This window comes from Enterococcus ureilyticus (assembly GCF_001730315.1).
Lineage (GTDB): Bacteria > Bacillota > Bacilli > Lactobacillales > Enterococcaceae > Enterococcus_L > Enterococcus_L ureilyticus.
Window position 1 is genome coordinate 1 of record NZ_MIKC01000001.1, and the last position, 19,379, is coordinate 19,379.

17 protein-coding genes are annotated in these 19,379 nt (G+C 36.3%); 3 read left to right on the top strand and 14 right to left on the bottom strand.

Annotation, left to right across the window (positions count from 1 at the left end; translation table 11 throughout):
• Positions 1-500: 500 nt before the first annotated feature.
• The 5 genes from BCR24_RS00005 to BCR24_RS00025 all read right to left on the bottom strand — a co-directional run bounded on the left by BCR24_RS00005 (position 501) and on the right by BCR24_RS00025 (position 5,321).
• Positions 501-2,003 carry a sensor histidine kinase gene (locus BCR24_RS00005; protein ID WP_069638820.1) on the bottom strand — a complete coding sequence of 501 codons (1,503 nt, stop codon included), beginning with the start codon at positions 2,001-2,003 and terminating at the stop codon, positions 501-503.
• Between the two features lie 11 nt (positions 2,004-2,014).
• Positions 2,015-2,701 (bottom strand): response regulator transcription factor, encoded by a 687-nt coding sequence (locus BCR24_RS00010; protein WP_010765234.1) that lies wholly within the window; start codon positions 2,699-2,701, stop codon positions 2,015-2,017.
• A 148-nt stretch (positions 2,702-2,849) separates the two neighbouring features.
• Positions 2,850-4,271 (bottom strand): NADP-dependent phosphogluconate dehydrogenase, encoded by a 1,422-nt coding sequence (gene gndA, locus BCR24_RS00015; RefSeq protein WP_069638514.1) that lies wholly within the window; start codon positions 4,269-4,271, stop codon positions 2,850-2,852.
• Positions 4,272-4,515: 244 nt separating this feature from the next.
• The gene (rpmF, locus tag BCR24_RS00020) at positions 4,516-4,695 is read right to left on the bottom strand and encodes a 50S ribosomal protein L32 (RefSeq protein WP_010763436.1); all 180 of its coding nucleotides are present in this window, start codon (positions 4,693-4,695) and stop codon (positions 4,516-4,518) included.
• Positions 4,696-4,751: 56 nt separating this feature from the next.
• The gene (locus BCR24_RS00025) at positions 4,752-5,321 is read right to left on the bottom strand and encodes a YceD family protein (RefSeq protein WP_069638515.1); all 570 of its coding nucleotides are present in this window, start codon (positions 5,319-5,321) and stop codon (positions 4,752-4,754) included.
• A 156-nt stretch (positions 5,322-5,477) separates the two neighbouring features.
• Here BCR24_RS00025 and BCR24_RS00030 point away from each other — a divergent pair, with 156 nt between their 5' ends.
• On the top strand, positions 5,478-6,257 hold the full coding sequence (locus BCR24_RS00030) for an ABC transporter ATP-binding protein (RefSeq protein WP_069638516.1): 780 nt from the start codon (positions 5,478-5,480) through the stop codon (positions 6,255-6,257).
• Positions 6,258-6,409: 152 nt separating this feature from the next.
• Here BCR24_RS00030 and recQ read toward each other — a convergent pair whose 3' ends face one another.
• The 5 genes from recQ to BCR24_RS00055 form a co-directional block, all read right to left on the bottom strand.
• A complete protein-coding gene (gene recQ / locus BCR24_RS00035; RefSeq protein WP_069638517.1) occupies positions 6,410-8,197 on the bottom strand; it encodes a DNA helicase RecQ in 1,788 nt (595 codons plus the stop codon).
• 257 nt (positions 8,198-8,454) lie between these two features.
• Positions 8,455-10,290 carry a translational GTPase TypA gene (gene typA / locus BCR24_RS00040; protein ID WP_069638518.1) on the bottom strand — a complete coding sequence of 612 codons (1,836 nt, stop codon included), beginning with the start codon at positions 10,288-10,290 and terminating at the stop codon, positions 8,455-8,457.
• Between the two features lie 237 nt (positions 10,291-10,527).
• Positions 10,528-11,292: an inositol monophosphatase family protein gene (locus tag BCR24_RS00045; RefSeq protein WP_069638821.1), complete on the bottom strand. Its 765-nt coding sequence runs from the start codon at positions 11,290-11,292 to the stop codon at positions 10,528-10,530.
• Positions 11,293-11,308: 16 nt separating this feature from the next.
• The gene (locus BCR24_RS00050; protein WP_069638519.1) at positions 11,309-11,587 is read right to left on the bottom strand and encodes a UPF0223 family protein; all 279 of its coding nucleotides are present in this window, start codon (positions 11,585-11,587) and stop codon (positions 11,309-11,311) included.
• A gap of 56 nt (positions 11,588-11,643) precedes the next feature.
• On the bottom strand, positions 11,644-12,912 hold the full coding sequence (locus BCR24_RS00055) for a voltage-gated chloride channel family protein (RefSeq protein WP_069638520.1): 1,269 nt from the start codon (positions 12,910-12,912) through the stop codon (positions 11,644-11,646).
• A 259-nt stretch (positions 12,913-13,171) separates the two neighbouring features.
• Here BCR24_RS00055 and BCR24_RS00060 point away from each other — a divergent pair, with 259 nt between their 5' ends.
• The gene (locus BCR24_RS00060; protein ID WP_069638521.1) at positions 13,172-14,539 is read left to right on the top strand and encodes an MATE family efflux transporter; all 1,368 of its coding nucleotides are present in this window, start codon (positions 13,172-13,174) and stop codon (positions 14,537-14,539) included.
• Positions 14,540-14,589: 50 nt separating this feature from the next.
• Here the strand turns inward: BCR24_RS00060 and BCR24_RS00065 are convergent, their stop codons facing one another.
• The gene (locus BCR24_RS00065) at positions 14,590-15,093 is read right to left on the bottom strand and encodes an HD domain-containing protein (RefSeq protein WP_069638522.1); all 504 of its coding nucleotides are present in this window, start codon (positions 15,091-15,093) and stop codon (positions 14,590-14,592) included.
• Between the two features lie 184 nt (positions 15,094-15,277).
• Positions 15,278-16,237 carry an aromatic acid exporter family protein gene (locus BCR24_RS00070; protein ID WP_069638523.1) on the bottom strand — a complete coding sequence of 320 codons (960 nt, stop codon included), beginning with the start codon at positions 16,235-16,237 and terminating at the stop codon, positions 15,278-15,280.
• A 116-nt stretch (positions 16,238-16,353) separates the two neighbouring features.
• Here BCR24_RS00070 and BCR24_RS00075 point away from each other — a divergent pair, with 116 nt between their 5' ends.
• Positions 16,354-16,962 carry an FUSC family protein gene (locus tag BCR24_RS00075; protein WP_069638524.1) on the top strand — a complete coding sequence of 203 codons (609 nt, stop codon included), beginning with the start codon at positions 16,354-16,356 and terminating at the stop codon, positions 16,960-16,962.
• A 242-nt stretch (positions 16,963-17,204) separates the two neighbouring features.
• Here the strand turns inward: BCR24_RS00075 and BCR24_RS00080 are convergent, their stop codons facing one another.
• Together BCR24_RS00080 and BCR24_RS00085 are read right to left on the bottom strand one after the other, a co-directional pair.
• Entirely contained in the window at positions 17,205-18,683 is a 1,479-nt protein-coding gene (locus BCR24_RS00080) for a flotillin lipid rafts scaffold protein FloT (RefSeq protein WP_069638525.1), read from the bottom strand.
• A 20-nt stretch (positions 18,684-18,703) separates the two neighbouring features.
• Positions 18,704-19,228, bottom strand: coding sequence for an NfeD family membrane protein (locus BCR24_RS00085; protein WP_069638526.1), 525 nt, complete (start codon positions 19,226-19,228; stop codon positions 18,704-18,706).
• Between the last annotated feature and the right edge of the window lie 151 nt (positions 19,229-19,379).

The following is a 19,379-nucleotide window of genomic DNA, read 5'->3' on the forward strand; positions in this document are numbered from 1 at the left end:
CAGTTTTCAAAGGTCTACTGTGTTACCTCGCAGCAACTTTTATATCATATCAAATCTTTGATTTGATGTCAACACTTTTCTTCAAAAGTTTCAAAGTTTTTTCTGCTTGATGTTATCGAATGTTTCGCCGACAACTTCATTAGTTTATCAGGTTTGTTGTTATTTGTCAACAAGTATTTTCCTGATTTCTCAAGATATTTTAGCTGTTTTGAATTAACAACTTTGTTATTCTATCATGATTGCAATCCATTCGTCAAGAAGAAAAATAAGATATTTTTTTGTTAGTTCATTTCACCAAAAAACAATCATCAGAACATTTATAAATATAACAATACTTATCATAAAATGCAACTATAAAATAACTAATTTTGATTCTTTTTTTTCATTGCGAACAAATTACTTATACTTCATTTTAGTATTCGTTTTTTCTATATCATTTTTCGCTATAGCACACAGATTATTCGTTTAAATATAGAAAAAAGAATAGGAGTCTTTTGCTCCTACTCTACTATTTCATTTTTTTCTACTATTGGGATATAAATTCTAAAAATCGTCCCCTGATGAACAACACTTTCAGCATCTATTCTTCCTTTATAGTTTTCTACTAATTGTTTAGCAATCGATAACCCTAAACCATTTCCGCCTTTATTGCGGGCACGTGCTTTATCTACTCGATAAAAACGATTAAAAATTTTATCTAAATCTTCTTCTGGAATTCCTTCACCGAAGTCTTGAATAGCAATTTCAAATTCATTTAATGTTTTTGAAATAGAAATATGAACTTCTTTTCGACTGGTTGAATATTTTACTGCATTATCTAAGATAACGATCAATAGTTGCTCAAAGTGATTGCGATAAATTCCAAGCGTTACTTCATGTAAAAGATCATCATCTAATGTAATAACAAAATCTGGATATAAGATTTTAAAGTTATTAAATACTTGATAAACAACTTGCTTCGCATTTGTTGTATGATTTGAATATTGAACATCTACCTGTTCTGCTCGAGAGAGGTCCAGCATTTCTTGAACAAGGCTCTTCATACGTACAATCTCTTGTAAACTTGCTTCCAAAGATTCATCTAGTACTTCTGGATCTTCTTTCCCCCAGCGATTCAGCAAGTTCAAGTGTCCTTCTATAATCGCAACTGGCGTACGAAGTTCATGAGAAACATCTTCCACAAATTGCTCTTGCTGCTCAATATATCGTCTCATCCGATCCAACATTTCATTAAAGATTTCCGCAAGATCTGCTAACTCATCATTAGAATGAATATTCGGCATATGAATGTCGGACTGCGGATCTTTTCTAATCGTATCCATTGTATCACGTAAAACTTTTAATGGTTTTAAAAAGTATGATGACAAAATAAAGCCTAATATACTACTTAAGATCAATGAAATGACCTCTAAAACAATTAGTGTGAGTAAAAGTCGATTTCTAATTTCATAAAATGATGACAATTCATAAAAGCCTTGTATATATCCGACCTTTTCTCTATTTTCTTTCGAGTAGACCGGTTGAATAATCAAAAAACCTGTCTTATCATCAAGTGTTCTGATTTCAGCATCTTGCTTTTCCTTTTTTATTAGTTGACTTTGTACCCTTTGCGTCTCGAAGATCAACGTTCCTTTTGTATCATAAATGGATAAAAATAAAGCCGGCTGTCCTAATTCAGAAATCATACTATCCATTTCCATCAACGAACCTTCTACAGTAAGTTTTTTACTGTTCAAATCATTTTCGTCCACACTAGGTGATTTCAATTTGTCATAGACATCTGAAACTGTTAAATTCTCTTTTGCATTAGCTAAACGATTACCAACTTCAGCAACGGTTCGTTCTGCATTCTCACGTTCTTTTTCAACAATAAGATTAACGGAGGATTTATATGTAATCACTGCAAAAATTGTGAATACCACAAATATGAAGAAAGAACTTGCAGAGGCCCACTTGATTGTCAAGGAAGGCCCCTTCAGTTCTTTTTGTGCTACTTTTTTCATTTTTATTGTTTTCACGAGCGCATCACATAACCTGTTCCACGAACAGTTTGGATGTAGCTCTCTTCACCTGGAACATCGATTTTATTACGTAAGTAGCGGATATAAACATCAACAACGTTGGTTTCAACTTCTGTCTCATAACCCCAAACTTTATTAAGTAACACATCACGAGCCAACACAACATTTACATTTTCCATTAACGTTAATAATAATTCATATTCACGTTTCGTTAGTTCAATCATCTCAGAATTACGACGAACAACTCGATTTTCTTTCTCAATCGTTAAATCACGATATGTAATAGTTGTTTGTTTCGCTACATTTTTATCCCCTTCGATATCAATTCGACGAAGTAATGCACGCAAACGTGCTAGTAACTCTTCTATTGCAAATGGTTTAACAATATAATCGTCTGCCCCATGATCCAAGCCAGAAACTCGATCGATCACAGAATCACGTGCAGTCATCATAATGATTGGTGTGTTTTTCACTTGACGTACACGTCGACAAACTTCAAGCCCATTCAACTCAGGCAACATCAAATCTAAAAGGATAGCATCCCAATCATTATTTAAAGCCGCTTCCAAACCAGTGCGTCCGTTGTAATGAACTTCCGTAGTATAGCCCTCATGTTTCAGTTCCAGTTCTACAAAACGCGCTAAGTTTTTTTCATCTTCAATAATTAGAATATTACTCATTGGTTATTTGTCCTTTCTCTTTAAAAGCTATCTTAAAGCTTACCTATTATACCCACTTTCACTCCAAAAAGCTAGTAACAACCTATATTTCACAATAGCAGAGAGAAAACCATGAGAATTTATTTGAATCCCATGGTTTTCCAACATATTATTCTTCGTTATACCAACTATAGTGGTAAGTTCCTTCTTTATCAACACGTTGATATGTGTGGGCGCCAAAGTAATCTCTTTGAGCCTGAATTAGATTTGCTGGCAAACGCTCTGAACGGTATGAATCATAATAAGCAATCGCTGAAGCAAATGTTGGAACTGGAACACCTGCTTGAACAGCAATCGATACAACATCACGGACAGATTGTTGATATTTTTTTGTAATATCAATGAAGTACTCATCTAATAGTAAGTTCTCGATGGTTGGATTTTTATCGTATGCGTCTGTGATTTTTTGTAAGAACTGAGCACGAATGATACAACCTGCACGCCAAATTTTAGCGATTTGACCAAACGGTAAGTCCCACTCATAATCTTCTGAAGCGACACGTAGTTGAGCGAATCCTTGCGCATAACTCATGATTTTACTGAAGTAAAGGGCTTCTCGAATTTTTTCGATCAATTCTTTTTTATCCCCTTGATAGGCTGGTGCTTCAGGTTTCGCTAAAACTTTGCTTGCTTTCACACGTTCATCCTTATACGCAGAAATAAAACGAGCAAATACAGATTCTGTGATCAATGGTAATGGTACACCTAAATCCAAAGCACTTTGACTTGTCCATTTACCTGTTCCTTTATTACCAGCAGCGTCCATAATAACATCAACGATGGGTTTCCCCGTTCCTTCATCATCTTTACGAGTTAAGATATCCGCTGTAATTTCTACAAGATAACTATCAAGTTCGCCATGATTCCATTCTTTGAAAATTTCAGCCATTTCATCAACTGAAACGCCTAGAATATTTTTCATTAAGTCATACGACTCAGCAATTAGTTGCATGTCTCCATATTCGATTCCATTATGCACCATTTTAACATAGTGACCCGCACCATTTGGACCAATATAGGTAACACAAGATTCGCCATCCTCGGCCTTAGCTGAAATTTTCTCTAAAATTGGCGCAACTAATTCATAGGCTTCTTTTTGACCACCAGGCATGATTGAAGGTCCTTTTAATGCGCCTTCTTCACCACCGGAAACACCTGTTCCAATAAAGTTGATGCCTGAGTTAGCTAACTCTTCATTTCTACGAATCGTATCTTTAAAGAAAGTATTCCCACCATCGATCAAGATATCTCCTTTATCTAAATGAGGCAATAACTCTTGAATCGTTGCATCTGTAGCAAAACCAGCTTGAACCATCAGCATAATGCGGCGTGGTTTTTCAATAGAGGCTACAAACTCTTCAATTGTATAAGTCGCTTTAAAATTTTTATTTGGATGTTCTTCAACAACATCCGTTGTTTTTGAACCCGTACGATTGAATAAAGCTACTGTGTACCCTCTGCTTTCGATATTTAAGGCTAAATTTTTTCCCATTACGGCCATTCCGACTACGCCAAATTGTTGTTTTGTCATCTTGTATCCTCCCACTAACTTTGAAAAGAAGTTCATTAGAAATTCCTTATAATCTACATCATTATAACGTAGAATGCTTGATATGAAAACAAAATAGTTCCATTAATTTTATTTATTCTTGTTTATTTGATTGAATTTAGACAATTACAGATAGTTGTCACTCTAATTAGAGAATCCTAACAAAAAATAAATCCCCTAGGCTCCATGGTTAGCCTAGGGGATTTTAACATTTTCAAAAAATGTTTTATGCTTCTTTAGAGATTACGTCTTTTCCATCGTAATGTCCACATGCTGGACATACGTGATGGCTCTTTCTCATTTCACCACAATTTGAACATGCATTCAAACCTTTGATTGTTAATTTGTAATGAGTACGGCGTTTGCCCTTTTTAGCTTTTGAAGTTCTTCTAGCTGGTACTGCCATTGGTGTTCCACCTCCTTGTAAAGATGTGTGCATAAAATGCACGATATATTCCAATCTTACTGCTTATCTTCCTCTTCAGTCGTTTCACCGAATAATTCAGATAGTTTAGCAAGACGAGGATCCGTTGTTTGTTGTGCTTCTATTTGTCTTTTCTGTTCGTATTCTTCTTCTGATAAAACTTCCCAATCATGCCCTTTTGGCATATCTTGATTGGCTTGTTCTTCGTCTGACAGTACTTGGATCGGAATTGACAAAAGAATGTTATCTTCGACTGACTCATCTAAATCAATTGTTGGTTTTTCCAACAAGATGATCTCTTCATCCGCCAAACGTCCATCTTTTTGCTGATACTGTTCAGGAGTCATGAAAACTTCATCAACATCAATCATTAGCTTTAATGGAACAGGTGTTAAGGAACGTGAAGATGGGACTGTTACAATAACATCAATTCTATAATGAAGCAAATACTCTTCTTTACCAACTGTTAAAATCCCTGTTGCTTTTACAGGACTAACATCTAGAATCAGATTATCTCTTTTCATCAAGGACGCTTTTAAATCCAGTGTCTCTGAAAATTCACATGGTTCATCTTTGTATTTGTTTAACTCTAGTAAAGACCATTTCATATTCATCACCTCATAACGCAACAAAAGCAATTATACAAGGCTTTGAAAGCTTTGTCAATGAAATTTTCTTGACAGTGTTTTCTTCTTTCATTTTTTTAAGCCTCACTATTCTATTCTTGTTTATTAATGGTAAAATAAAGCAAAGGAGGAGTTAGTATGAAAGCTTTTGAATTTAATAATGTTTCTTTTATTCGAGATAAAAAAAGCCTGTTAAATAACGTAAGTTGGACAGTAGAATCTTCTGAAAACTGGGCAATTCTTGGATTAAATGGTGCTGGGAAAACATTACTTTTACAATTGATTTGTGGCTATCTTTGGCCATCGAAAGGTCGTTTGGCAGTTTTAGACCAAGTGTTTGGTCAGGCTTCTATTCCAGAGTTGCAAAAACGAATCGGTTGGGTCAGTACTGCTTTACAGTACCGTATGAAAAATTGGGAATCGGCAGAAAAAATTGTTCTTTCAGGAAAATTTGCAAGTATCGGCATCTATCAACACTATACCCAAGAAGAACTAGATCAAGCCAAAGCAATTCTAAAAAATGCTGGCGGCGAATCCTTGATCGGTAAAAAATATGAAGTTTTATCTCAAGGGGAACGTCAATTGGTTTTGATTTCTAGAGCTTTGATGGCGAATCCAGAACTATTAATTTTAGATGAACCTTGCAACGGTTTGGATTTATTTGCTAGAGAAAAATTATTGACTCAAATCCAGCAGATTGCCGAACAAGACAATCACCCAACATTGCTTTATGTTACTCATCATACTGAGGAAATTCTGCCGTGTTTCAATCATTTGATGCTGCTAAAAGAGGGTGAAATTTTCGCGAAAGGAACACAGTCTAAACTTTTTAACGAAGAGACATTTGCAGATTTTTATGCTGAACCAATTCAAATCATTCCATTGAAGGATGGACGTTTTGCCGTTTATCCTAAATAAAGTAATCCTGACAAAAGTACCTTGCTTCGAGAATTTTAGGCTTATTCCAAAGTAACTGCTTTATCACTACCGTTTATTCGGATTTAAGGGGCTGGGATATAACTCTTTGAGTTATATCCCAGCCCCTTAAATCCATCTGTATTGAATACCTTCTAAGTAATAGCCTTTTTTTCTTCTTCATTGTATTCAAATTTTTCAATGGCTGCTAAGAATTTTTCACCATACTTATCTAATTTGTTTTGTCCGACACCTTTCACTTGTAATAATTGAATAGAATTTTTCGGAAGTTTTTCACACATTTCCTTTAAAGTACTATCTGAGAAAATCAAGTATGGCGGTACACCTGCTTCTTGAGCTAAGTCCATTCGTAGTTCTCGCAATGTTTCAAAAAGAATATCATTGACAACAACTTTACGAACTCGTTGATCTTCTTTTCTAAATACCGTCTGTTTCCCTAATAACACTTGAACACCCGTGGGCGAAACAGATAACAATGGATATTGTCCATCTGAAGGATTTAAATATCTTTCAGCCGTTAGGTAATCAATCAATTGATTGACTTCCTTTTGTGTGCGATCTTTCATCAAGCCGTAGGTCGGCAAGCGATGGAAATGCCATTGATCAATCTTTTGATCTTTTGAACCTGTTAATACTTTACCAACTAAGCCTTTACCAAATTTTTCTCCCATCCGTTTGACACACGATAAAACTTTCTGAACATCTACTGTGATATCTACCAGTTCCCGCTCATCTAAACAATTAGAACATCGTCCACACTCAGAACCGTTTTCACCAAAATAGCGCAAAATAAATTTTTGTAAACACATTTGGGCACTTGCATATTGTGACATTTCTCTTAATTTCATATATTCTTTTTGCTTGTAATCAATCGTCATTTCTGACTGATCAATAAAAAATTGTTGAATTTGAAGATCTTGAGGTGCATATAGTAAAACAGCATCACTTGGCAGTCCATCTCGTCCCGCACGTCCTGCTTCTTGATAATACGACTCAATATTCCCAGGAATCTGCGCATGGATAACAAATCGAACATTACTTTTATTAATGCCCATGCCAAATGCATTGGTCGCAACCATTACTTGAAGCTTATCGAATAAAAACTCTTCTTGATTATGATTGCGATCCTTCTCATTCATGCCGCCATGATACATACCGACAGTGATTTTTTTACTCTGTAATAAATGATAAATCCGCTCAACTTCTTTTCTAGTACTGGCATAAACAATACCAGATTGTCCTTGATTCAACTTTAAATACTCTAGAAGGAAAACATCTCGATTTTGGTCTTTAACAACTTGAAAAGACAAATTCTCCCGAGCAAAACCAGTCTGTACTTGATTTTCTTTTGGGATATGCAACTGTTTCAGGATGTCTTCTGCTACTTGTGGAGTCGCAGTGGCTGTAAGCGCAATAACTGAAGGCTGCTGCTGAAAGTGTTCAATAATCTCAGCTAAACGTAAATAACTTGGGCGAAAATCGTGCCCCCATTGAGAAATACAGTGGGCTTCATCAACTGCTAATAAATCAATCGGTACATGTAATAGCAATTGCTGAAAATCAAAAGATTCCAAGCGTTCTGGTGCAATGTACAGTAGCTTTACCTCACGATTAACAGCCATTTGAACACGTTTATTCATTTCCAACTGTGAAATTGTACTATTGATGAATGTAGCTGGAATCCCCATCATATTAAGTGCATCAACCTGATCTTTCATTAAAGAAATCAAAGGAGAAATCACTAAAGTCAGATTTTCTAACAGAAGGGCTGGTAACTGATAACAAATCGACTTACCTCCACCTGTCGGCATGATACCTAAAACATTTTCTTTATGTAAAACATGATTGATAATTTCTTCTTGTCCTTGACGAAATTCATCGTATCCAAATTTTTCTTTTAGTAAACCTTTGATGTCAATCATGAAATTCTCTCCGTTCTTTGTGTATGCTTGTTATTTTAGCATGCGTCATAGGGCAATTCAAGGGAGGATTTTTTCCTGTCCGTGAAACAATTTGATTTATGTGAAACATACAACTCTTTATATTAATAATTAAAAACTCTATTTACCAAGGTTTCTATAATAAGATACGCATTTTTTTAACAGATTCTGCAAAAGTTATCCACATTAAATAAAAAAACTGGCACATAACTCTGTGAGTTACATCCCAGTTTAATTGTTTATTCGGCTACTTTTCTCTTTTTACTTGCTTTTTCACGTTCGTTTTTATTAAGAATTTGCTTTCTTAAACGAATGCTTTCCGGTGTTACTTCACAATATTCATCATCATTCAAGAATTCTAAGGATTCTTCTAATGTAAGGATTTTTGCTTTTTTGATTACTGAAGTTTGATCTTTGTTAGCAGAACGAACGTTAGTCATTTGTTTTGCTCTTGTGATATTTACAGTTAAATCATTATCCCGGTTATTTTCACCGATGATCATGCCTTCATAAACGTCAGTTGTAGGTTCTACAAAGACAGTTCCACGTTCTTCAATACTCATGATACTGTAAGTTGTGGCTTTACCTGTATCGATTGAAACCAACGCACCTTGATGACGTCCGCCGATTGTTCCTTGGATCATTGGTAGATATTGGTCAAAGGTATGGTGCATGATACCATATCCGCGAGTCATTGATAAGAATTCAGTTGTATAACCGATCAAACCACGAGCGGGTGCTAAGAAGATCAAACGGATTTGACCATTACCAGTGTGGATCATATCTTGCATTTCACCTTTGCGCAAGCTTAATGATTCGATCACGCTACCCATATATTCTTCTGGCGTATCAATTTGAACACGTTCAAACGGTTCACATTTTACACCTTCTATCTCACGTTCGATAACTTCAGGACGAGAAACTTGTAATTCGTACCCTTCACGACGCATATTTTCAATCAAGATTGATAAATGTAATTCGCCACGACCAGATACCGTCCAAGAATCCGGACCAATTGGTTCAACCCGTAAGGAGACATCGGTTTGTAATTCAGACATCAAACGCTCTTCGATTTTACGAGAAGTGACATATTTCCCTTCACGACCAGCAAATGGAGAGTTATTTACTAAAAATGTCATTTGTAATGTTGGTTCATCGATGTGCAAAATCGGCAAAGCTTCTTGGTTTGCCACGTCAGCAACAGTTTCACCAACGAAGATATCTTCCATACCGGAAACAGCAATCAAATCGCCTGCTTTTGCTTCATTGATTTCAACACGTTGTAAGCCAAAGAAACCAAAGATTTTCGTGACACGGAAATTCTTCACGCTGCCATCTAATTTCATTAAGGCAACTTGGTCGCCGACTTTCATTGTTCCGCGGAACACACGGCCAATACCAATACGGCCAACGTAATCATTGTAATCTAACAATGATACTTGGAATTGTAATGGTTCGTCTGAGTTATCAACTGGTGCTGGTACATGTTCAATGATTTGATCAAAAATAGGTGCCATTGTTGGTTCTTGATCTTCAGGGTTATCTGAATCACTTGACGTTCCGTTTAATGCTGATGCATAAATAACTGGGAAGTCTAATTGATCATCATCTGCACCTAATTCGATAAATAATTCTAATACTTCATCAACAACGTGCTCAGGACGTGCTGATGGTTTATCAATTTTATTTACAACAACAATCGGTGTTACTTTTTGTTCCAATGCTTTTTTCAGTACGAAACGTGTTTGAGGCATTGTTCCTTCATACGCATCCACAACTAAAACGACACCGTCTACCATTTTCATGATACGCTCAACTTCACCACCGAAATCGGCATGTCCAGGTGTATCTAAAATATTGATACGAGTGCCCTTGTAATCAACTGCTGTATTTTTAGCTAAGATCGTGATTCCACGTTCGCTTTCAATCGCATTTGAATCCATCGCACGTTCTTGTAATTGTGTGTGGCCATCTAAAGTATCTGATTGTTTTAAAAGTTCATCTACTAATGTTGTTTTACCGTGATCGACGTGGGCGATGATTGCCACGTTTCTAATATCTTCTCTGTATTTCAATGTAATTGCTCCTTATCCTTTTGCCTTACGTCACTTGTTCATTAAATCCGACTTTTTATTATAACAAATTTTTTTCATGAAATATAGTCTAAAGCTTTCAAAAGTTGTGAAAACTTCATATTTTATTGCCTTTTTTTGAAAAAATAACATATTTACAGAAAAAAAGCAATGGTTTCTTTTAGCCATTGTTCATTTTATTAGGTAAATTTTAGCTTCCTACACTACTATAAAGAACCACTACTTGCTGTTTTGGATAAAATGTTCTTGAATTTCAGTATATGCTTTTGGGGTGGCTGCTAAAAAATATTCGCGCTTGGAAAATGCTAAGGGTTTTCCTTCTATATTAGAATATCTAAAACCAAACTCATCCATTAAGACTAAGCCTGCGGCGTAGTCCCAAGGACTTAAATTCGAAATATAGCCAATATGATTGCCTTTGAGCATCGCAATTAGTTCTACCCCGGCACAGCCGCTCACTCTAATCCCCATACTGGCGTGACCAATTTCTCCTGCAGAATGAATATTTTTTCCGTACATATAAGCATTCATTCCTAGTAACCCTTCAGATAAAGAAGCATCTTTTGGCCGCACCATCGGTTGATCATTAAGAAAAACACCCCGATTTTTACCGCCCCAATATAACTCCTCTTTCATTACATCATAAATAAAGCCAAGTTGACCGATTCCATCTTCAAAAACAGCTAGCATAATACAAAAATTCTCTTGCTCAAGTACAAAATTCATCGTACCGTCGATTGGGTCAATGATCCAGACCCGGCCGTTTAAAGACTCAATCTTGTCAAAGCCTCTTTCTTCTGCTAAAATTCGATCATCTGGATAGTTTTGCTTAATTTTTTTAACAAGAAATGATTGCGTTTCTTCATCGATATTTGTGACTAAATCAGTTCGGCCTGACTTTTGTGAAACTCTAAGTTTCTGCGTTAGGCTTACTTGTATAAATCCAGCGGCTTCTTTAAGCCATTCTTTGATTTCAATAATCATTTTTTCTGAAGTCACTTTAGACAACTCCTAGTTTTAATTTACCTGAGCCTTGTTTTTTGGCTTGCTGAACAGTGCGGTATAGTGAATAACCTGACGCCTTTTCGAACTCATTTCCTAAACGTTTTTCTTCCCCAATACTTTTCACTACCGTTTTAAACTCTTTATAGGTATTTAAAAAACGTACGGTATCGATTCCTGATTCGTATGCTTCTTCAACGGCAGACCACATATCGGTAACGATCACCATTTCATCTGTTGTCCAATCTAAATCCAACGGATACTGATACTCTTTCATGTCTTCACCTCATTTAATTAGTTTATCATAGGTTAAGAATATTGTTCTATAAAACGTTATTCCTTATGTTCTTTTTGCCACTTATTCCAAATCGGTAAAAATAACACCCCTTTTTCTATCTCTACTTTTTGAGCAGAATAAATACCAGCATTTCCCGAGCACATATAGCTGATCAAACAAATCATAAAGAAAAATAAAGCTGCTTCACTACCAAATAATTCGATGCCCATAATGAAGCAGGCAATCGGTGTATTCGTCGCACCAGAAAATACACCAATAAAGCCTAATCCAGCTAAAAACGGAACAGACAGCTGAAGAATCACGGCTAAACTACTTCCCAGCGTTGCACCAATTTCAAATAGAGGCGTTACTTCCCCACCTTGAAAGCCTGCGCCTAATGATAACACCGTAAAAAAAAGTTTTCCAATAAAATCAAACCTATAGCTATCGCCATTAAAGGCATCCTTTAATAGCGGCAGGCTTAAGCCTAAATAACGTTGTGTTTGCAAAATAAATACGGCAGCTACTACAACTACTCCACCAATAAAATTACGTAAGACAACATTTTCAAACCAACGCGCATATATTTTCTTAAGCAACACAATTGAACGACTAAAAAGCCAGCCAACTAAACCAAAACAAATGCCAGCCAACAGTAATTTAGCAAATAATGACAGGCTCCAATTTGGGATGGACCCCATATTATAATGTGTATGTGTCACACCAAGTAACTCCGTTACACTATTAGCAAAAAAAGCGGCAAAGAAACTTGGAAAAAGCCCCTCTGATCTTAGTCGACCGACTATAAGCACTTCCAATCCGAAAATCGTACCTGCCAAAGGTGTGCCAAAAACAGAACTAAACCCAGCACTGATTCCACTAATGATCACGATTTCTCGTTCGATTTTGTCTAATCGGAAGAGGCGACCAATTGCATTTGCAACTGTTCCACCCATCTGAACCGCTGTTCCTTCACGACCAACTGAACCACCGAACAAATGTGTCGTGATAGTCCCAAACAAGGTCAACGGAATCAAACGAAATGGAATATTTTCCTGCTCTCCATTGGCCTGCTCGATCACAAGATTATTACCTCGGATTGCGTTCTTCCCATATTTTTTATATAAAAAAGCAAAAACAGCTCCACTAATCGGTAATAAAAAGAGCAACCATGAGTGTTCCAATCTAATTCGTGTCACAGCGTCCAAACTTTTTAGAAAAAAAGCAGAGAGCACTCCCATGACTAATCCAATCAATGAAGTAATCAACAGCCATTTGATCATATAAATGCTGATTTTCACTGGCCTATTTAGTTTACTCTCCATTTAGTCAACTCCTTATAAACATCTCAACTATTCCATAATACCACTTCTCAAAACCATGTTGCTCCATTATATCAATTTTTCCTAAAAGAAACGAGAAATAAAAATAATTCTATCGTAGTAAAGCACTTGCAAAACCCTAATATTGTGCTACTATAAATAGGAAATTTTTATTATAATTGCTCTATTTATTCCATTTGACGTTAAATTTTAGAGAAAATCTGCCTATCGATTATTCTCTCCTAATCAAAGGATGTTTTCATTGAAAGAATTAACACATGGCAATCCCGCAAAATTGATTTTTTTCTTTACGATCCCTTTATTAATCGGCAATATTTTTCAACAATTTTATAATATGGCTGATATGATCATCGTTGGACAAACTTTAGGAAAGGATGCACTAGCAGCTGTTGGTTCTACTGGAAGTATTACCTTTTTAATCATTGGTTTTGCTCAAGGTTTGACGGCTGGTCTTTCGATTCTAACATCCCAACGCTTTGGTGGACAAGATTATCGTGGTGTCAAGAAAAGTTTTGCGACAGGCATTCTCATCAGTGGTGGTGTGACGATTATCTTAACGGCCGTAAGCTTATTATTTGTTCGTCCGATGTTGAAACTTATGCAAACACCACCAGAAATCATTGACGATGCTCAGACGTTTATCTCAATTATCTTTATCGGTATTTTTGCAGCTATGGCTTTTAATCTGTTATCCAATGTCATCCGCGCACTAGGAGATAGTCGGACGCCTTTGTTGTTTTTGATCATTGCAAGTATTATCAATGTTGTACTTGATTTAATTTTGATCATCAACTTTCATATGGGGGTTGCCGGAGCTGGTATTGCGACTGTTACAGCGCAAATCGTATCCAGTCTATTGTGTGTGATATACATTCGCTTAAAGATTCCTAATCTTCAATTGTGTAAAAAAGATTTTTTAATTGATAAAGATGAATTTCGTGTCCATCTTAATATCGCACTGCCCATGGCCTTTCAATCGTCAATTATTGCAATTGGTGCGATTATCTTACAAGCGGCTTTAAATAGTTTGGGAACGGATGTTGTTGCGGCGCAAGCGGCTTCTGGAAAAATTGAACAGTTTGCAACACAACCTATGATGTCCTTTGGGATTGCTATGGCAACTTTTACTGCTCAAAATTATGGGGCAAAAAAATACAAACGAATTCTTCAAGGTGTAAATCAATGTCTTGGGATGAGCATTGGTTTTAGCTTATTAGCCGGAGGAATCGTGATTCTTTTTGGTCAGAATCTGGTTACTCTTTTCGTTAGTGGAAAAGAAACGGAAGTGCTTAATTTGTCTCAAACTTACTTTAATGTGAACGGTAGTATGTACTGGTTATTAGCAATCTTATTTATTTTGCGTTATACCTTGCAAGGTCTTGGTCAAAGTATGATTCCAACACTCGCTGGAATCATGGAATTGATCATGCGTTCATTTGCGGCAATTATTTTGACCGCTTCTTTAGGATTTGTCGGTGCTGCATTGGCTTCACCACTTGCTTGGGCTGGTTCTGTTATCGTTTTATTGGCTTCTTATTTTAAGTCAATCAAGCGATTGAAAAAATTAGAGCACGAACAGATAATTGAAACACAACAACTTTCCCATTAACTTAAATACAAAAAAACGACCGATTTTCAAAAAGAAAATCGATCGTTTTTTTATACAGATTGTTTTCTTGGAAAATATTGACGCCATTTTGCTTTCACCGAATTCGTCATCGGTTCAGATGCTTCTTTAACGGCACAATATTTGTCAACCATTGTCACAATATAGCTTTCTTTGTATTTGGGCGGAGCAATTGTTGCACCCCACATATGTTTAATGATAATATCACGTTCTAAGTCTGAAAGTTCTGTTAGTTTTTCAGCATTTTTCACAGCAATTCTCGGATGCATATACGCATGCGACCCTTCATCGAATTTCGTTGTCCGCCAATCGTAATAGAATAAATCATGTAAAAGCCCAGCACGAGCCGTTGCTCTAGCATCACCATTCCACTTTTTAGCTAACTTATAACTAAAGTAAGAAACGCTGATTGAATGATCTAAACGAGTTGAGTGAACATGCTGTGTATAGTTACCTAAACGCTGTACTTCTTCGGTTTCCAACAAATCTTCCACATAAGACATATATTCTTGATCTTCACGCCATTTTTCAGTCATTAATTCTGGTTCCACCTTTTTAGAGACTTAATGTTTGTTAGTGTTTATTTTGAGAAAAGTCTTTTTTTTGAACTTGAAGAAAGTATAGCACCTTGATTTTATAAATACTAGGATTTTTAAATTCCGTAACTAAACTTTAATATTTGCTTTATAAATGACGAATAGACTGTTCCGTTCTTCATTGCTATTTTTCATTTTGATGCTTAGCAAATTCTGCTTTAATCTCTATGAATGTTTGAAATACTTGTAAAAACTGAAATAACTGTGCTCGATTTTCAAACTCATCTCTTGTTTTAGGTAGTTCTTTGTTGCGATAAATTTCATACACTTGTGTGATTTTATCTAAGATATCATTACCATCGTTATTTTCAGCAAATGTTTCAGCAGTATATTGCAATAGTTCTTGAATATTGCCTACTTGTTCTGGTTCAACGGTAATATTTTCTAAAATTCGCAGCATATCTTTTAAACGATTGCTTTGTAGTCGTCTCATGGTAAAGTATTCAATATAGTAGTGATTAGATGCAATCAATTGGTTTTCCGCATGATTTTTTGCCCAATTTTCTCCTGTTTGAATAAACGCTTTTAAATCATCACATTTTTCAAACAGATTGCGCTCTTTACCATGCTGATTTAGATAGGCAGCCATATTGTTTAAAATTTTACGAAACATGGTTTCAATGACTTCTTGATCTTCTTTTAAACGCTTTTCAGTATCCGGCATATAAAGATTCATCAATAAAGCAAAACCAACTCCGATCGCCATCAATAAAAACTCATTGCCAATGATCGACCAAGATAAATCCTTTTCTACTAAATACTGGGTCACTAAAACTGAACTTACAACGATCCCGTCTGAAAGCTTGAAGTAAACGGCTCCAGGGATAAATAACAGTAAGTAAACCCCAAATGCAATCGCATTAAAACCTAAAATCGAAAAACAAAGAAACGCAATAATTGTAGCCAAAGCTAAAGAAAGCAGACGATAAAATCCTGTTAATAAAGAAGTTTTTTTTGTATTTGTCACACTCAATACAGAAATGATTCCCGCTGAAGCAGGGTATAATAACCCCAAGCTACTTGCCACGATCATGGACAACGTCGCACTTACCGCGGTTTTTACTGTTCGTAATCCAATTTTCATTTGTTTGCTCCTCATAAAATGTTTAATTCTTTGTATTAATACTAGTAATTTTACCTCTATTTCGGTTATCATGAAATAGAAAACTGATTAAATCTTGATTATAGGAGAGAAAGCTCATGGAAGTCGGTCCTTTTCGTTTGGGTATGCGGACATTGAAAACGGCATTAGCTGTTATGATATGTATTATTTTATTTAAAGTATTGGATAGAGGGGCACCGATGATTGCAGCTCTAGCCGCTGTTTTTTCGCTTCGGCAAGATTTAACAACTAGTCTGACTTTTGGTAAATCCAGGATTCTAGGAAATACCCTAGGTGGCGGTTTAGCTATTGTGTATTTTTTAGTGAAGGATCTTTTTTCTAATGATTTTATGGTAGAATTATTTTTTCTGCCTTTTTTGGTGATAATCGTGATCGTCGTCTCTGATGGTATGAACAATAATTCTGGAATCATTTCTGCGATTGCAACATTGTTATTGATTTCTTTAAGTATACCACAGGGTGAGTCCTTTTATTTTGCTCTATCTAGAGTGATCGATACGTTCATTGGTACGTTTATTGGTATTGGCCTAAATTTCTTTTTCAAACCAAAACCAATCGAAGAAAAACATGAAATCGAGGAAGATCTTGCTGAGCTGGCAAAGAAGGAAAAAGAATTAGAAGAGCTTAAAAAGAAAGTCCAGGAACGTGTTAAAGTCGAAAAAAAAACTGATGGAAATAAAAAATAGAAAAAGCGAGTCTGGGACATAACTCTACGAGTTATCTCTCAGACTCAAGGAATTCGTATAAACGGTGGGAGCAGAAGCAATCACTACGCTTCGCTTCGATCACATCAAATTCTAAGTGCTAAAGCACTAAGATTTGAAGGCTTCGGAAATAAGTTGAAATTCACAAAAATTTGAAGAGCAATTTTCGTGAATTCCTTCTTATTTCTCGGGATTAAACACTCCTGTCCCAACCTCGCTTTTTATTATTCTTTTTCGCTAGATGAATCTTCGCCATAGAAATTCACATTGCTGTTCGTTCCTTTTTTAGAGAAGTTTTCAATCAATTCTTTCACATCTAAGCCGGTTGTTTCTTTTAAAGTTTCTTGTGTTCCCGCTAATAAATTCGTTGCGTAATTGGTAATGCGGTTCGCTCCTGCATTTTCACCGCCGCCTCCTGTATCGACAACAGAGATTTTATCAATGTTGCTAAGTGGTTGGGCAGCTTCTTTCATCAATTGCGGTAACATTTCCATCACCATGCTTAAGACAGCCGCTTCGCCATATTCCTTGAAGGCGTCCGCAATTTTTTGTTTCGCTTCCGCTTCTGCTGCACCGCGAGCTAAAATTGATTCAGCTTCGGCTTGACCTGCTAGTCGAGTTTGGTTTGCTTCCGCTTCTGCTAAGGATTCCACACGGAAACGTTCGGCTTCGGCTTCGGCTACTTCGCGAGCTTTTTGTGCTAACGCTTCTTGTTCTTTCGCATAACGATCAGCATCGGCTTTTTTCTTCACTTCCGAATCGTATTGTTTCTCACGACGAACGATTTCTTTTTCTTCTAATTCAATTTGTTTTTGACGCTCGATGACTTTAACTTCCATCTCTTGGGCAATAACTTCTTGTTGGGCTTTAGCCGTTTCTAGATTGTAAGCTTGGTCGGCTTTGGCTTTAGCGATATCTTGCGCTTCTTTATACGTAGCCAACTTCAATTCTTTTTCTTTAGACGCTTCAGCAATTTCTGTTTGACGTTGTAATTCAGCTTGTTGCGATTCTTTTTCTGCTTCAGCTTTCTTGATACGTGTTTCCTTCCAAGCCTCGGCTTCAGCAATATCTGCATCACGTTTTACTTGTGCAATTCTAGGTTTACCTAAAGAATCCAAATAACCATTTTTATCGCGAACTTCTTTGATAGTGAACGATACGATGATCAAACCCATTTTCGCTAAATCTACACTAGCAACTTCTTGGACGCTTTGGCTAAATTTATCACGATTTTGATAAATTTCTTCTACAGTCATTGAACCTAAGATCGAACGTAAATGACCCTCTAGTACTTCACGGGCCTCATTCTCCAATTCTTCACGTGTTTTACCTAAGAATTGTTCTGCAGCTGTTGCTATTTCTTCTACTGAAGAACCGATTTTAATGATCGATGTTCCATCACACATTACAGGAACCCCTTGTTCTGTGTACACCTCGGGAGTTGATACATCCAACTTACTTGATAGTAGGCTGATCCGGTTTGATCGCTGGAAAACAGGAAGTACAAAAGCCCCTCCGCCACGAACAATCTTAATTTTATTACCACTCTCATCTGCATGAACATTTTTACTGCCTAAGTAACTCCCACTAATAATCAATGCTTCATCTGGTTTAGCTGTTTGATATTTTGAAATAAAAACGATCAATAACATCAATAAGATAAATACAACCAGAGCAATTGGTCCCAAAATTCCTAACTCCATTCTCTTCTACCCCTTCTTTTTTATAATTGTAAACTTCCCTTGTAAGGAACCACATAACACACACGCTCTCTGATTTCGATGATCAGCACTTGTCCCCCTTGTTCAATCGGTTGATCTTGAGCCGAATAGAAAGCCGCTGGTCGACTTATCGAACCTGTGACACTCTTTAATTGAATCTCACCCATTCCACCAACTGGAATCGGAGTGATAACAGTTGCTGTATTGCCTTCCATATCTTTTTCAGAAATCGAAATTGTTGCTTCGGCATTTTTCATCGGCATCAGCACATAAAAATTCAAGAAAAAAACTAGTATTGAAGCAATCACACCACTTGCTAAAAATAATAGCAAATGATCCCACTCAAACAATCGTTCTCCTAGATAACCAAATAGCGAAGTAAAAGCCAACCAAGGAATCAACAACATAGGATCGATTGGTCCATCAAAATCAAATATATCTCCAAAAATGACAAGTAAAACAGCAATTACAGCACAAACAATCAAAACATAAAGATAAATCGTTTCAATTGGAATACCTTGGATCATGTTCTCACTTCCTTTCACTTATAGGTCCGTCCTTCAACTCTTAGTGCTTTAGCACTTAGAATTTGTTACGATCGAAACATTCGTGTAGCGTTCGCTATTTCTACATCACTTTGTATCTAGATTTAGTGTCACTTCCCAACTTATTCCACTA